Origin of the sequence: Undibacterium sp. YM2, assembly GCF_009937975.1 — a bacterium.
Taxonomy (GTDB): domain Bacteria; phylum Pseudomonadota; class Gammaproteobacteria; order Burkholderiales; family Burkholderiaceae_D; genus Undibacterium.
In genome coordinates this window covers 6,377,508-6,393,814 of record NZ_AP018441.1, presented here as the reverse complement: position 1 = coordinate 6,393,814, position 16,307 = coordinate 6,377,508, and the positions used below count along the sequence as shown (strand labels likewise).

The following is a 16,307-nucleotide window of genomic DNA, read 5'->3' as shown; positions in this document are numbered from 1 at the left end:
GGACTACCATGGCTGTCTTTTCTAAAATTCTGACTATGCTCAGAGGCAATTTGCGTGAAATCGGGCAAAGCGTGGTTGACCAGAATGCCAGTAGCATTTATGAGCAAGAGATAGTCGAAGCGAAAGCGCATGTCGCCAGGGCCAAGCAAAACCTGACTGCCGTAATGGCAAAAGAAATGCAGGCAGCGCGAGAAATTGAAAGCCTGCAGGCAGAGCTGGCACGCTATGAAGAGCTGGCTTTGCAGGCCATGCAAAAAAATGAGCTGGTGCTGGCTGAAGAAGTCGCAGGCAAGCTCGCCCATCTCGAAATTGCGATTACTGAACAAAATGCCTCACGTAATGAATTCGCAGAAAACATCAATAAGCTCAAGGACATGATACGCAATGCCGAAACCAGCTTGCGTGAACATGTGCGCCAGCTCGCCATGGCGAAAACCACCGAGAGCGTATATCAGGCGACTGCCACTATTTCCCAGACCATGGGTGCCAGTGGTTCAAAACTCATGAGCGCCAAAGAATCGCTGGAACGTATCAAGCAGCGCCATCAGGACATGGCAGACCAGATGCATGCAGCAGATGTACTGGAAAATGAATTGGGCGGTAAAGCACTTGACCAGAAACTGGCGGCTGCGGGCATAGGGCAGGTACCTGACCAGAAAGCTTTGGTTCTGGCCAGGTTGCAGGCGAAATTCAGTGCACGGCAAGTGGCAATGATGAAGCCAGCGACCAGCGATGGCCAATGATGGCGCCAATTAAATAAGACAGATGCCTGAGAATCACATGGTCAAAACATCGTCAAGCTGGACTAGTTCTGACGCTGCCCTGCGTGCGGTGCAGGTGGCGTTTGATGTTGAAAAACAGGTTATAGAAGCTGTGCGCCGCGCCGCCTTCGACAACCAGTTATCACCTTCAGACCAGATACGCCTGATACTGGGTTTGCCCTATAACAGCAAGCCTGTCAGGCCGCGTCTGACGGTCACTTTGAGTGATGCTGACTACGTCATGCTGGCGGAGCGCTTCGGCATAGATCTGGAAGACAAGCGCGCGATCAAAGAGCGCCTGAATCAGGAGTTGATCAATTTTACAAAAAAATAATCCTGACATGATGGAGCCTGTTACGATCACCCCGGTGCTTACTTAAGAACTGGCCGATGCGGCTTATATCAACAAAAATAACAGACAGGGAAAATTCATGAATATCTGGCAGTTGCTGAGCAGCTTTCCAACCTCAATACCCAGTGTGCTGATGGGTGTACTTGTAGTGTACTGGCTGCTCTCCATCTTCGGCCTGGTTGATTTTGGTCATCACCTCGATGCTGGTGGTGGCCATGACCTGCACCTTGGTCACCATGATCTTGGCCATCATGATGTTCATGCAGATGGTGACAGTGCCGACCTGCATACCGTGGCGGGATATCTGGTAGCAATGGGGCTGGGTGGCGTACCTTTTTCCATCGTCGCGACCCTCATCATTTTCTTTACCTGGCTATTCACGGCACTGGCACATCAATATTTGCTGGCCCTGGTGCCAACGGCTGCGCTGCAATTAGTCGCGGGTAGTGGCACGCTGCTGGCCGCCATGGCCTTGTCCATTCCTATTTCTGCCAGACTCATCAAACCCATGCGCAGTTTGTTTGTGCGTCATTATGCCAGGGACAACCATAGTCTGATTGGTCATAGCTGCCGCATCGTGACAGAAAGCGTGGATGAGAAATTTGGCCGCGCAGAAATCGAAGATCATGGTGTCGCCATCAATATCCGGGTATGGGCAGCCAGCCCCAATAGCTTGAAAAAGAATTCAGTCGCAGTCGTGCTTGCTTATAACGACGGCAATCAGCAGTACGAAGTAAGTGCTCTTACCGAGCAGATTTAATTTTAAATTTACCAAAAGACAAACAAAGGAATTTCATGGACATCATGCTGCTCGCAATTGGCTTCGGCGTTATTGTGTTACTCGGTGCACTGGCGATGTTCGCCAAGTTCTACCACAAGGTGGAACAGGGCCATGCGATGATTATCAATACTCTCAGGGCAGAGCCGGATGTCACTTTCACTGGTGGCATTGTTTATCCCATCATCCATAAAAAAGAACTCATGGAGATTTCTCTGAAGACCATAGAAATCGCCAGGATGGGTAAGGATGGCTTGATCTGCATGGATAATATCCGTGCCGACATCAAGGTCACTTTTTTTATCCGCGTCAACAAGACCGCGCAGGACGTGTTGAAGGTCGCACAAGCGGTAGGCTGCGCACGTGCCTCGCACCAGGACACGCTGGAAAGCCTGTTCGCCGCCAAGTTTGCAGAAGCACTCAAGACCGTTGGCAAGTCCATGGACTTTGTTGATCTGTATCAGGCGCGCAATCGCTTCCGTGATGAAATCATTCGCCAGATTGGTGATGACCTGTCTGGCTATGTGCTCGAAGATGCGGCGATTGATTATATCGAGCAAACATCGCTGGATAAAATGGATGCCCACAATATCCTCGATGCCCAGGGTATCAAAAAAATCACTGAGCTGACCGCGATAGAAAGTATACGCACCAATGAATTGAAGCGTGATGAAGAAATGCGCATCAAGAAAAAGAACGTGGAAACCCGCGAAGCCATACTCGAACTTGAACGCCAGCAATCTGATGCTGAATCACGTCAGGGGCGTGAAATAGGATCGGTACGTGCGCGTGAGCAGGCCGAGACCCAGAAAGTCCAGGCTGAAGAACATGCCAAATCTGAATTGGCACGTTTGCAATCTGAACAGATCGTACTGGTGCAGCAAGAAAATACCATGCGTGAAAAAGAAGTGGCAGAAAACAATCGCAAGCGTGCAGTTGCGATTGAAGAAGAGCGTGTGACAAGGGCCCGTCAACTGGAAATCGTCGACAGGGAAAGAGAAGTCGCGCTGCAATCCATAGAAAAAGAAAAAGCCATAGAAATCCAGAAGAAAGCGATTGCCGACGTTATCCGTGAACGCATCGTGGTGGAACGCACAGTCGCCGAACAGGAAGAGGCCATCAAGGAAGTACGTGTAGTCGCAGAAGCTGACCGTCAGAAGAAGAGTGTGGTAATCACTGCAGAAGCCAGTGCCGAAGAAAAAATGGTGCTGACTGTCAAAGCAGCAGAAGCAGAAGAGCGCTCCGCCAAACACAGGGCAGCACAAGATCTGACACTGGCCGATGCAGCATTGAAAGTTGCAGAGAAAGCAGCCGAATCCAAAAAACGCGAAGCCGAAGGCCGTGAAGCAGAACTGGCCGCACCTGGCCTGGCCGACGCCAAAGTCAGGATCGCTGCCTCTGAAGCCATCCTGAAGCAGGGTGCAGCACAGGCAGAATCAACCCGCATGCAAATGGAAGCGGAAGCCAAGGGCAAAGAGCAACTGGGACGTGCAGAAGCCAATGTACGCATTGCCGGTGCCGAAGCAACTGCCAAACAGGGTGCAGCAGACGCAGAATCCCTGCGCTTGCATATGCAGGCTGAAGCTCAGGGCCATGAGCAAATGGGCTTGGCTGCGGCAAACGTCAAAACGGCAGATGCCAGCGCAACAGTCACCCATGGTGATGCGGAAGCCCACGTCATACAAACCCGCTTTGAAGCAGAGTCCAAAGGCCTGCGTCAGAAATTTGAAGCCATGGCCGCCATGAGTGATGAAACCCGCGCTCATGAAGAATTCCGTATGCAACTGGAAATCTCCAACCAGCAAATCATGAAAGGTCTGGACGCGCAGACACATATTGCCAAAGACCAGGCTGACGTACTCGGCAAGGCGCTGCAAAATGCCAATATTGATATCGTTGGTGGCGAGGGCGATTACTTCGACCGCTTCGTCAATGCCCTGGCGATAGGCAAAGGTATAGACGGTACGATACAGAAGAGTAAAACCCTGCAGGTTGGCTTGAAAAATCACCTGAGTGGCGAACGCGACATGGTGCATGATTTGCGTGATCTGGTAGGTGCATTGGGTGGTTCATCTGCTGAATTGCAAAACCTGTCCTTGTCTGCTTTCCTGACCAGAGTGAATACACAGGGTACGGCGCAACAGAGAAGTGCACTGCACACGCTGATCAACAGTCTGGGCAAGGGCGCAGAGGGTGCAGAGAAAGTTTTGCCATAAGAAAATTTGCATGACTTTATTCCCGGAGAAAGGTGCAGGCTTGCACTTTTCTTCGCGTCAATGCAGTTGCTGATGACTGCCTGATATGCAAACGAAAAAACAAACGGAAAACCCAGCAATGAACGCAATGCCTGAGCACGCCGCACCCAGCAATACACAAAGTAGTACAAGCAGCAATGCTTCAGTTGATGAATCAAATCAGCAAGTTGCTGCTGGTGAGCATTCCGGCAGTTTTGATTTGCTGCGTCAGCGGCTTAATAATCAAGGCAAGCTGATATCCGACAAGGCGGCGTTGCTCAATAGTGCCAGGCTGGAAGAGTTTGGCCGTGACGAGATGAGCCTGCTGGCACGCACGCGTGCGCGCACTGAAAATAATTGCGTATCGCGCGACCTGGTCCTGGTTGGCGACATCCTGGTGCTGGGTTACAACGTCTTCATCGGCCTGCGGCAAGAGACCCGGGTTGAAGATGTGTTTGCCCTGTATCGCCTGGATAATAGCAGCGGGCAGCATGAGCTGGAACCGGTGAAGCTGGAGGATACCTTCCTCAGCGATACGCGCTTCCTGAATGAGTTCAGGGAACTCTACAGCTATTATAAAAATGCCCAACTGGTGCAACTGCGTGTGCACCTGGGAAAATTGCTGGCTGCCTTCAAGATCGGCGAACGCATGTCGGATATTCGCGTGTTTCGCTGGCAGATAAAAGATGATGGCACCGTCAGCTATATCGATAACCGGGGTGAAAGAGATATTGCCCTGCCACCCGCCCATGATTTTGAATGGCTGTCGGCCACCCGTGAACAGCATGTCATAGGCAAGCATTCCCATGTCAATATTCTTGATACCCTGTTTGTCGAATCCATAGGCGGCGACCTCACCGTCAAGATAGAAAATAATACTGACACAGGCCTGGGTATCTACGCCGAACCGGCGGAAGATGCCAACCAGTCCTTGAATGATGCGGAGATCGCCTACGCAGCAGTAGGTGAGTTGATACTGTTGCGGGTAAAGCCTTACCGCGAAACCCAGAGCCGTTATCTGGTGTATGTGCGCCGCACCCAGCAAGTGCTAAGAGTGGATGCGATAGGCAGGTCTTGCGTGCAATTGCCAGAAGACCACGGCATCGTTTTTCCTGGTGGTTACATACTGCAAAGCGGCGAACATCGCCTGTTCAGTGACTTGCCGACAGACTTGCAATTCAAGCGCCGTGTCCTGTCACCCAATGGTGAAGATGTCTTGTACGTGTTTTATGGCGTTGAACCGGGCATTTATGTCTTGCTGACCTATAACCTCATCAACAAATCACTGGAACAGCCCCTGCTGGCGCAAGGTTATGCCCGCTATGGCGACGGGCGCATGATGTTGTTTACTGCCGAGAGCGACGAGCCTACCCGCAACCATGCGATGCAATTATGGCAGACGCCTTTCCTCAGCGAGGATCATGCCGCCAGGCAGGCCCCGCGTCAAAGTTTCTTTGGCAAGATAGGTAACCGCGAGCTGGTACGCGGTTTGTCTGAACTGTATTCGCTGGCCAAGTCAGTGCGTGAACAGGACGGTAGCAGCAATGCGAAACTGCCCAGTCGCTTTGTCTATGAAGCAATCGCCAAACAAGCACGGCATCTGATCGATGCCTATTATTGGCTGAGTGCAGAACAAGCCCGGGAAATCGGCAAGGATGTACAGAGCCTGATAGAAGTGGCACGCGCCACCCTGGATGAGTTTGACAAGGTAGCGGCCATACAAAGCCAGGCCAGAAAAACCTTGCAGCAAACGGAGTTTGCCCAAAAGCAGTTGCTGACAGAAACCGCCAGCCGCTTATGGCATGCGCCCGGTGATTTCATCACCGCGCTGGACCAGATACGCTTGCTGCGCGGGCAATTGACCGGGCTCAAAGAGCAGCGTTATATGGATGTGGCGCGCCTGCATGCACTTGACGATGAACTGGCAACTGAAGAAAAACGGGTAGCAGAGCGCACCGTGCAATTCTTGTCACGCGACGATGCCTTTGTAAAAATCCATGAAGAAGTTGCCAAATTCAGCAGCCAACTGGGCAGCCTGCAAACCACGGCAGAACTGGCACCCGTCTACGAAGCTTTGGACAAGCACGCGCACAATCTCGATGGCTTGACAGAATTGCTGGGGACACTGGCGGTTGGGGACGCCAGTTTGCGCACCAGGATACTGGATACGATATCCGGTATCTATGCTGAACTGAATAAACTGCGGGCAGAGGCACGCTTGCGTCGCAAGCAGTTGTCACAGGGTGAATCTGCTGCCGAATTTGCGGCGCAATTAAAGCTGTTTGCTCAATCGGTAGACAGCGCGCTGGAGCAGGCCGCTACGCCTGAACGTTGTGATGAATTGCTAACCCGTTTGCTGGCGCAACTGGAAGAACTGGAAGGTCGTTTTGCCGAACAGGATGAATATCTGACAGAAATCGCTCACAAACGCGAATCGGTATACGAAACTTTTGAAGGCAAGAAACAAATCCTGAACGATGCCCGTTCACGCCGCGCCCAGGCCATCATGGAGGCAGCACGCCGTATTTTGGCCGGCATCCCCAAGCGCCTGACGCAGTTCCAGGAGCAGGCGCAAATGGAGGCTTATTTTGCCTCTGATTCCCTGCTCAATAAACTCAGGGCGAGCATAGAAGAATTGCGCAAGCTGGGTAATCAGGTTGCGGCTGATGATTTGGCAGGGCAACTCAAGAGCATACGTGAACAAGCCCAGCGTTCCTTGCGTGACCGCAGTGAGCTGGTGACTGGCAATACCATACGCCTGGGCCGCCATGCATTTACCGTCAACCAGCAATTGCTGGACCTGACCATTATCGCCAGACAAGACAAGCTGTCTTACCACATCAGCGGCACAGATTATTTCTGTGCGGTTGAAGATGCGCGCATTGAAGCATTGCGACCTTATTGGGGGCTGGAGATACTGTCAGAATCCCCGCAAGTTTATCGCGCCGAATACCTTGCTTATCAAATCATGGAGAGTTCCCGTGCAGAGGCAGGCAATGGCAAATGGCAAGAATTGCTGGAGGCTGCCGTACAGACTGATACCGCAATACTTGATACCCTGGTGCGGCGCTTTGCTGCAGCACGTTTTCAGGAAGGCTATCAAAAAGGTGTGCATGATCAGGATGCCAGCGCTATCCTGCGCAATCTGGTGCCCATGGTGGAGAATGCCGGGCTATTGCGCTACAAGCCGCTGGCAAGGGCAGTCGCTGTGCTGTACTGGCAACATCTGAGCATCACCCCCAGCCTGCAAGTGGCAGCGCAGACTTTGAAGCATCAGGCTGAGCAGGCTGAACTGATGAGCAAGCAATTTGGCAATGGCCGCCTGTTACGCCAGCTCGCCGTTGAACAACAGCAAGCCCTGCAAAAATATCTGCAACAACAGCATCTGGATTTCAGTCACTGCATGGAAGCAGACACAGAATCCATGTCCATGTTAATGGAAGAAGCAGCCAGCTATTTGCTCGATGAACTAGGTCAGGATGCTGGTGGCGTTAAACGCGCAACAGCACATGAATGGATATGCAGCCGCGCTGCTAATGACATCATGCAGGGTATATTGCAGCATCTGACCAGAAATGCCATCCCCTGCCGTGGCAAGAGCAAACCCTGGCTTTGCATGCACGCTGGCAACTCGCCAGTGAATGGGTGCATGGCTATATCACGCACCAGCAACTGGACCAGAATCTCCTGCCAGAAGTTAGCGCTGCCTTGCTGTGTAACTTGCCGCGCCGCATACATTCAGCAGATTTGCAGGCGCAGGTTAGCGGTATGCTGGGTGAACATGTGCTTGTCACTACGCCAGCAGATGCGCAAGACAAGGGCCCGGTCTTGAATCTGCAGCTCAATGACTTCATGCGCAGGCTCTCTCACCATGTCAAACTCATCGTTCCTGCCTATCAGGAATTGCAAACCCTGCGCCTGCAACTGGTACAGGAAGAAAAAACCCGTTTGCATCTTGAGCAATTCCAGGCCAAGCCTTTGTCCAGCTTTGTGCGCAATCGTCTGATTGATGAAGTCTACCTGCCCATGGTGGGTGATAACCTGGCCAAACAGATAGGTGCTGCCGGCGCACAAAGACGTACTGACTCCATGGGCATGCTCTTGCTGATTTCACCACCGGGTTATGGCAAGACCACGCTGATGGAATATCTGGGTGACAGGCTGGGGATGATTTTTGTCCGTATCAATTGCCCGGTGCTGGGTCACAATGTCACTTCGCTTGATCCTGCGCAAGCCAGCAGCAGTGCCGCCCGGATGGAATTGGAGAAGCTCAATCTCGGTCTGGCCATGGGTAATAATGTGATGCTGTATCTGGATGATATCCAGCATACTCACCCTGAATTCCTGCAAAAATTCATTGCCCTGGCCGACGGTACGCGCCGCATAGAAGGTGTGTGGCGCGGTGCCAGCCAGAGTTACGACTTGCGCGGCAAGCGCTTTGCCATTGTCATGGCTGGTAACCCGTATACTGAATCGGGCGAGATGTTCAAGATTCCCGATATGCTGGCAAACCGTGCCGATATTTATAATCTGGGTGATGTGCTGAGCGGCAAGGAAGATGCCTTTGCCCTGTCATATATAGAAAATGCCCTGGTATCACACCCGGCGCTGCATTTGTTGAGTACCCGCGACCCGCAAGATACCTACCAACTGATCAGAATGGCGCAGGGCGAACCCATACCGGCCAGCGATTTGAAGCATGTCTACAGCCAGCAAGAAATTACAGAAATCTGCGCGCTTTTGCAACGCCTGTTCAAAGTGCGTGATGCCTTGCTGAAGGTGAATCAGGCTTACATCGCCTCTGCCTCACAAGATGATCATTTCCGTACCGAGCCTGCATTCAAGTTGCAAGGTAGTTACCGCAATATGAGCAAGCTGACACCAAAAATATCGGCGCTGATGCATGATGATGAACTGGATCTTTTATTGCGTGATCACTACCGCGGCGAAGCGCAGACCCTGACCGTGGGTGCAGAAGAAAATCTCTTGAAACTCGCGCATCTGCTCGGTCAGCCTCAGCCGGAAGAGCAGGCACGCTGGCAAGACTTGCTGCATGAATTTGGCCGCTTGCGCAAGCAGGGCGGTGCAGATGCCGATGGCGCCACCAAGGTCGCCAATTTGCTGGCCGATATCAGCCAGCAGATTGCCGCTCTGGGGCAGAAGGCAAGAAGTGATGTGCACATCAATATGCCCGATCAGGAAGTTTTGCAAACAACCCTGAAGCGTCTGGCTGAAAGTTATGAGCAAACCTTGCTGCCCATCATCAGCGCCATGAACCACAAGATGCGCCTTGATCATAGTATCTGGGACAATGTGCGCGAAATGTCCACCAGCCTGCATGATCTGGAAAAACATCTGATCCCTGTGCGTTACGCAGAAAAAAAGAAAAAAGAGAAAGACGCCAGGCCTGCAGAAGACAAGCCCTGAACACTTGCGTCCTGAGTGATGGAACCGATACTTGCTGTGACGAAAACCCGGCAAGCACAAATTCCGGTGTGATTGCGCTGCTATACTGCAAAGTATGGATACCAGCAGCTCTCATACTTCTTCAAGCCCTTTGCCGCAGCCTGCGCCACAGACCTGGCAGGCGGCTGGGAAGGTATTGCTGCTCAATATAATTCTCTGGAGCACCCTGAGCCTGATCGGTGCGCTGACTTCTCTTAATGATGATTTGCGCGAGGGCAATCAGGGCGATTTCTGGCTGATCTTTCAAAGCTGGGGCAGGAGCGCCATCGCATTGGCCGTTCTCGGTTATCTCCTCATGTATTGCTTCCGGCGCTGGCCGTGGCTTTATGCCCGCGCCCGAAATATTGCTGTCGGCTATGGATTGTTACTGCTGCTGGTGTTGCCGGGGCAGTTACTGTATGTAGGCAAGCTGTTTACCCTGGATGGTCCGCATGATGTGAACTGGGGGCAGATACAGGCCGAACTACAGGTTTTTGACAAGCTGGCGGCCTTGTTGCGGCTATCATCCATCAGCGCGGTGTATTTTGCCGTGGTCGCTATCAAAATCTGGCAGCAAAGCCAGCAAAGAAACCGGGCCTGGGCGCAGGAGAGGGAAGATACCCTGGCCCTGCGGCTGGAGCTGGAACAGCAAAAATCCCTGGCCCTGCGCGCGCAACTGGAACCGCATTTCATGTTCAATGCCTTGAATGCCATCAGCGCCCTGGTAATTTCTGACAACAAGGATGTTGCCCTGAGTGGCATACAGGGCCTCAGTGAACTCTTGCGCTACGCACTGGCTGCGGGCGATAAAAACTGGGTCAGGTTTGCAGAAGAACTGGCTTTTGTACAGGATTACCTGGCTCTGCAGGCCCTGCGCTATGGCGAACGCCTGCATGTCGTCATCGAGGGAGCAGATGAGCAGGTACTGGCCTGTGATTGTCCACCCTTATTATTGCAGCCGCTGATAGAAAATGCCCTCAGGCATGACCTGGATTGCCATGAAGAAGCCAGTGACATTCTGTGCAGCTTTGAATGCCGGGAGGGTAATCTGCTGATACGCATCAGTAATCCCGTACATGCCGAGGCTGCGGCCAACCCCGGCGTTGGACTGGGTTTGCGCAATACCATGGCGCGCCTGCAACTGGCCTATGGTGATGCTGCTTCCTTGCAGACAGGGATAGACGCAGGCCGTTTCCAGGTCACGATCAGCCTGCCTGTTAACACTGCTGGCAGCCTGGTATGACTATGGCTATCCGCAGCATCATTGTCGATGATGAAGAGCATGCCCGCATCACCCTGGGTTATGCTCTTGGCAAATATCCCGAATGGCAGGTGCTGACCTCGCTTAAAAGCGCAGCAGCAGCACGTGAGTTCCTCGCACAAAATACGGTTGATGTGGTGTTCCTGGATATACAAATGCCCAGGGAATCAGGACTGGAATTGGCCCGCAGTCTGGCCGCGCAGTCAAGACCACCGCTGATCATCTTTGTGACTGCTTACAATGTACATGCGATAGATGCCTTTGAGCTGCATGCACTGGATTACCTGCTCAAGCCTTTCAGCCAGGACAGATTTGCCAAAACCCTGGAGCGTGCCCGGGAAATGCTGAGCCTGACCCAGCAGCCCGCGTATGCCCAGGCTTTGGCAGCTTGCCTGGTTGCCAGCCAGCATAAGCCTGCTGAGCCAGGTAAATCAGGTGAGCCGCAGCCCGTTTATCTGCAGCAAGTCACGGTCAGGTCGGTGGGCGAGATGGAGTGCATACGGCTCGCTGACGTGCACTGGATAGGGGCGGCAGGTAATTATGTGGAACTGCACCTGGGCCCGCGTGTAGTCTTGCACAGAGTGGCACTAAGCAAGCTGGAAGAATATCTCGACCCCCGCCAGTTCATCCGGGTACACCGGGGTGTCATCGTCAGGACAGATCAGCCCGTCCATTTGCAGGTAATGGGAAACGGCGGCTATCAACTCAGCTTGCGTAGCGGTAGCGAAGTCGCCGTCAGCAAAAACTATATTGATGCTCTGCGCCAGCTCATGCTGGAGCCAGCCCTGCCCCGAATTTCAGCAAGCTCCTGAACTTATCCCTGCTTATTGGGTCTGATTCCCGGTAATTCAAGCAAGTCTGTTTGCATTTCAGTACGCCAAATCAGCATTTCATCCATAAAAAAGTGCACTTCAAAACCAAGGCGATTGAACTGGACAGGACTACAGGGAATACTCTCTCATCCAATTTCCCCACACTAATAGCGACAGGGACCATCATGTTACGTAAAACTTTACTCGTTCTTGCCATTGCCTCCGCTCTGGCAGCTTGCAGCAAAGACAAAGCTGCGGAAAAAGCAGACGCCAGTGCCAGTGCCAGCTCTAGCGCAAGTGCCGTGGCCGGCAAGGGTGGTGCAAATGATAAAAAAGACAAAGCACCCGTCAAACTCGTCATTGCGCCGGAAGACGTGATGACCGTACAAAGCAATGCGATGGCATCTGGCCCGGTCGTGACAGGCTCAATACAGCCAGAGCGCAAGGCTGACCTGCGCGCTGAGGTGGGGGCGGTGGTCTTGCAGGTACTGAAAGAAAACGGTGACGTCGTCAAGCGCGGCGATATCCTCGTCAAGCTTGATGAAACCTCTATCCGCGACAACCTCAATTCTGCCGAAGATGCAGCCCGTAATGCTGCGCTGGCACTGGATCAGTCCGACCGTGCCCTGCAAAGGCTCAAAACCCTGCGTGCGTCCGGCATGACTTCCCTGCAGGCACTGGATGATGCAGAAGTACGCCGTAACAGTGCCCAGAGTGAGCTGTCGGCAGCCAAAGCCCGCGCCGTGACGGCACGCCAGCAATTGCAGCGCACTGTCGTGCGTGCACCATTTGATGGCGTTGTCAGCGAACGCAAGGTATCGGCAGGCGATACTGCAGCCATAGGCAAGGAACTGGTCAAGGTCATCGACCCGACCAGCATGCGCTTTGCCGGTCGCGTATCGACCGACAAGATTGCCATGGTCAAGGTCGGCCAGCCGGTAGGTTTCCGTATCAATGGCTATGCCGGGCAAGAGTTCCGTGGCAAGGTCACCCGGGTTGATCCGGCAGCGAATGATGTTACCCGTCAGGTTGAAGTGCTGGTGGCCTTTGCCGACAGCAAGCAACCCAGCGTGTCTGGCCTGTATGCCGAAGGCAATATAGAAGCAGCAACCGTCAGCGCCCTGATGTTGCCTGAAGCTGCCGTCGTCAAATCTGGCGACAAGGCCTATGCCTGGAAAGTGGCTGGCAAGACCCTCAGCAAGGTTGATCTGCAAATTGGCAAGCGCGACCAGCGCACCGGCAATTATGAAGTCCGCAGCGGCCTCGCCGCAGGTGATGTCGTCATGCGCAGCCCCAGCTCCAGTTTCAAGGATGGCCAGAACATAGAATTGGCTGCACCCAAAGTGGCAGTGGCTGACGCGACCCCAGCACAAGGGAAATAATCATGTTCTTATCTGACTTCAGTATCAAAAAGCCGACGGCGACCATCGTCCTGATCGTCGCCCTCATGGCTTTGGGTTTGCTGGCTCTCAGCAAGCTCAGGGTGAACCAGAACCCTGACGTCGAAGTACCTGGCTTGTCAGTCGTGATTGCCTATCCTGGCGCTTCGCCGGATACGGTAGAGCGCGAAGTCATCAACCGCCTGGAAAAATCCCTGCAAGCTGTAGCCGGTGTCGAAGAAGTCTGGGCCACGGCGTCAGAAAACAATGGCCGCTTCGACATGCGTTTCAGCTTCAAGAAAAACATGATCGAGGCTTCGGATGAAGTCCGCAATGTCATTTCTGGCCTGCGCTATAAGATGCCGACAGAAATGCGCGAACCCATGATACGCCGCTGGGACCCGGGTGCACAGCCTATCGTCAATATGGCCCTGTCGTCGAACAAGCAAACTCATGCCGAGATCTCCCGCCTGGCCGAAGATACGCTGGCAGACAAACTGCGCAGCATCGCTGGTGTAGCAACGGTCGAAGTCAGTGGTTCTTTGAAGCGTGAATTGTCCGTACTCCTGCGTGCAGAAAAACTGCGTGAATTCAATGTCTCCGTCGGTGAAGTCGTCAGTGCCCTGCGCAACCAGAATACCAATGCCCCGGTAGGCAAGATACGCGGCACGCTGGATGAAGAGAGCATACGTCTGGTTGGTCGCATAGAAACACCGGAAGAATTCCAGGGCATCGTCATCAAGCGCACTGGTGATCAAATCGTGCGGCTGTCACAGGTTGCCACCATAGAAGACAGTTTTGCTGATAAAGATGGTCTCAGCATACGCAGTGGTAAACCCAATGTAGGTATATTTGTGACCCGTGCCCGCGACGCCAGTACGGTCAGCGTGGCCAAGGCCGTACGCGACAAGGTCGATGAAATCAACAAGGACTTTGAAAAGACACAACCAGGCACCAAGCTTGAGATTACCCGCGACGGCGGCAAGGATGCACAGCGCAGCCTGAACAATGTCATCGAATCCCTGGTACTCGGCGCTGGCCTCACTATCTTCGTGGTGTATGCCTTCCTGAATTCATGGCGCTCTACCCTGATCACTGCACTCAGTTTGCCAACTTCCGTGATTGCGGCTTTCATTGCGGTCTGGCTGTGCGGTTTTACACTGAACTTCATGACTTTGCTGGGTCTGTCGCTGGCGATTGGTGTGCTGATTGATGATGCGATTGTGGTGCGGGAAAATATCGTTCGCCACATGCAAAACGGTTCAGACCGCCGTACTGCTGCACTGGAAGGTACGGCAGAGATAGGCCTGGCCGTGGCTGCAACGACTTTCTCCATCATCGCGGTATTTATTCCTGTCGCTTTCATGCCTGGCATGCCGGGTGAATGGTTCCGTCCGTTTGCCCTGACCGTGGCTTGTTCGGTGCTGGTCAGCCTGGGTATCTCGTTCACGCTTGATCCTATGCTGTCGGCATACTGGGGTGACCCACCGGATCATCATACTGCACCGAAAAAAGGCATCAGCAAGGTTCTGGCACGTTTCAATGACTGGTTTGATCATCAGTCCGACCGTTACGGCAACGTCATTGCCTGGGCCCTGCATCACCGCCGTTCCATGGGGGCGATTGCCCTGGTGAGCCTGGTGGCTGCTTTGGCTGTGCAAGTCAAATGGGGTGGCACCAGTTTCCTGCCAGCCTCTGACTCTGGCAACCTGATGATCACCGTGCGCACCCCCGCTTCATCTTCACTGGAGTATGCACGCTTGAAAATGGAAAGGGCCGCCGAAATCGCCCGTACCCTGCCAGAGACCAAAGACACCAATAGCAATATCACGCCTGCCGGTGGCCGCATTTATGTCGATATCGGCAAACGTACAGAACGCAAGCGCGGTGCCAAAGAAATTGCTGCCGAATTGCGCGAGAAAGTACGTGTCCTGGTTGGCGCAGAATACGTGGTGCTGGATGACCTCAATAATGGCGCACAAAAACCGGTACAGATAGAATTCACCGGCCCCGATTCACGCAAGCTGCTGGAAATTACCAGTGCCTACATGGATAAATTGCGCCAGGTGCCAGGTGCCGTCGATGTCGGTTTGTCTGAGCAGGACCCGAAAAAAGAGCTGAAGATAGAACTGAACCGTGGCCTCGCCAATTCCATGGGCATTTCTTCCAATGATGCTGCTCAGGCCTTGCGGGTTGCCTTTGCCGGTATCGAGGTTGGCGACTGGGTAGATCCTACTGGTGAGACCCGCGATGTGGCCGTACGACTGCATCCTGATGACCGCGTCAGCAAGGAAAACATAGAACGCCTGCCTATCGCTGTATCCGGCACCAGCCAGATGGTACCGCTCGACCAGATCGCCACCATCACCATGGGCAAAGGGCCATCAGGTATCGAACATGCGAATGGCAAGCGCACGATTACCGTGTCTGCCAATGCCCAGGGACGCTCGAATGGTGAAGTGATTGATGACGCCATGAAGCTGGCCAAGTCCTTTGACTATCCGCCTGGTTATGGCCTCTCACTTGGCGGTTCTGGCCAGGATCAGCAAGAAGTATTTGGTGCCATGCTGATCGCTCTTTTGTCCGGCATAGGTTTGATGTATCTGATACTTGTGATACAGTTCGGCTCCTTCACGGCACCGCTGGGCGTCATGTTGTCCTTGCCGCTGTCACTGATAGGTGTGGTTCTGTCCTTGCTGGTCACAGGCAGTACCCTGAACCTGATGAGCTTTATCGGCATCATCATGCTCATGGGTCTTGTTGCAAAGAATGCGATTCTCTTGCTCGATGCTGCCCGCAAACAGGAAGCCGAAGGCTATGACCGTGAAGAGGCCTTGATGCATGCTGGCCGTGTGCGTCTGCGCCCTATCCTGATGACAACCTTTGCGCTGATTGCAGGTATGTTGCCAGTGGCCTTGGGTCTGGGTGAAGGTGGTGAGTTCTATCGTCCGCTGGCGATTGCGATTATCGGTGGCACCATCACTTCAACGATCTTGACCTTGCTGGTCGTGCCTACTTTCTATGACAGCATAGAAATTTCACGTGACCGCATGATGGCCAAAATGCACAGGCGCATGGAAGAACGCAACCCCTTGCTTGGTTTCTGCATGACCATGCTGGAAGCAGTATTCACTTTGCTGTTCATACGCTTTATATATCGCATGCTGATGAAACTTTTTGGTCTCGTCACTGGTCGAAACCGTAAAGCAAATGCAGGTATGGATATCAAGGCAGAAAATGCCTGAAGCACATCTCAGGGAAACTTGAAAGTGTGAAGCATTGCAG

10 protein-coding genes are annotated in these 16,307 nt (G+C 53.2%); all 10 read left to right on the top strand.

What is annotated here, in order from left to right:
* Nucleotides 1–8: 8 nt before the first annotated feature.
* The 10 genes from UNDYM_RS29305 to UNDYM_RS29260 all read left to right on the top strand — a co-directional run bounded on the left by UNDYM_RS29305 (nt 9) and on the right by UNDYM_RS29260 (nt 16,267).
* Nucleotides 9–743 carry a PspA/IM30 family protein gene (locus UNDYM_RS29305; protein ID WP_162044305.1) on the top strand — a complete coding sequence of 245 codons (735 nt, stop codon included), beginning with the start codon at nt 9–11 and terminating at the stop codon, nt 741–743.
* A 22-nt stretch (nt 744–765) separates the two neighbouring features.
* The gene (locus tag UNDYM_RS29300; RefSeq protein ID WP_232063648.1) at nt 766–1,095 is read left to right on the top strand and encodes a hypothetical protein; all 330 of its coding nucleotides are present in this window, start codon (nt 766–768) and stop codon (nt 1,093–1,095) included.
* A gap of 97 nt (nt 1,096–1,192) precedes the next feature.
* Nucleotides 1,193–1,873, top strand: a complete 681-nt coding sequence (locus UNDYM_RS29295; protein WP_162044304.1) for a ubiquinone biosynthesis protein — start codon at nt 1,193–1,195, stop codon at nt 1,871–1,873.
* Nucleotides 1,874–1,908: 35 nt separating this feature from the next.
* Complete coding sequence (locus tag UNDYM_RS29290) at nt 1,909–4,107, top strand: flotillin family protein (RefSeq protein ID WP_162044303.1); 2,199 nt, start codon at nt 1,909–1,911, stop codon at nt 4,105–4,107.
* 118 nt (nt 4,108–4,225) lie between these two features.
* The gene (locus tag UNDYM_RS29285; RefSeq protein ID WP_162044302.1) at nt 4,226–7,957 is read left to right on the top strand and encodes a DNA repair ATPase; all 3,732 of its coding nucleotides are present in this window, start codon (nt 4,226–4,228) and stop codon (nt 7,955–7,957) included.
* A complete protein-coding gene (locus tag UNDYM_RS29280) occupies nt 7,894–9,552 on the top strand; it encodes an ATP-binding protein (RefSeq protein ID WP_162044301.1) in 1,659 nt (552 codons plus the stop codon). Before UNDYM_RS29285 ends, UNDYM_RS29280 begins: the two co-directional genes overlap by 64 nt.
* Nucleotides 9,553–9,646: 94 nt before the next feature.
* Entirely contained in the window at nt 9,647–10,813 is a 1,167-nt protein-coding gene (locus UNDYM_RS29275; protein ID WP_162044300.1) for a sensor histidine kinase, read from the top strand.
* Nucleotides 10,810–11,643: a LytTR family DNA-binding domain-containing protein gene (locus UNDYM_RS29270; RefSeq protein WP_162044299.1), complete on the top strand. Its 834-nt coding sequence runs from the start codon at nt 10,810–10,812 to the stop codon at nt 11,641–11,643. The genes UNDYM_RS29275 and UNDYM_RS29270 overlap by 4 nt, the downstream gene beginning before the upstream one ends.
* 185 nt (nt 11,644–11,828) lie before the next feature.
* Nucleotides 11,829–13,025: an efflux RND transporter periplasmic adaptor subunit gene (locus UNDYM_RS29265; RefSeq protein ID WP_162044298.1), complete on the top strand. Its 1,197-nt coding sequence runs from the start codon at nt 11,829–11,831 to the stop codon at nt 13,023–13,025.
* A gap of 2 nt (nt 13,026–13,027) precedes the next feature.
* A complete protein-coding gene (locus tag UNDYM_RS29260) occupies nt 13,028–16,267 on the top strand; it encodes an efflux RND transporter permease subunit (RefSeq protein ID WP_162044297.1) in 3,240 nt (1,079 codons plus the stop codon).
* Nucleotides 16,268–16,307: the final 40 nt, after the last annotated feature.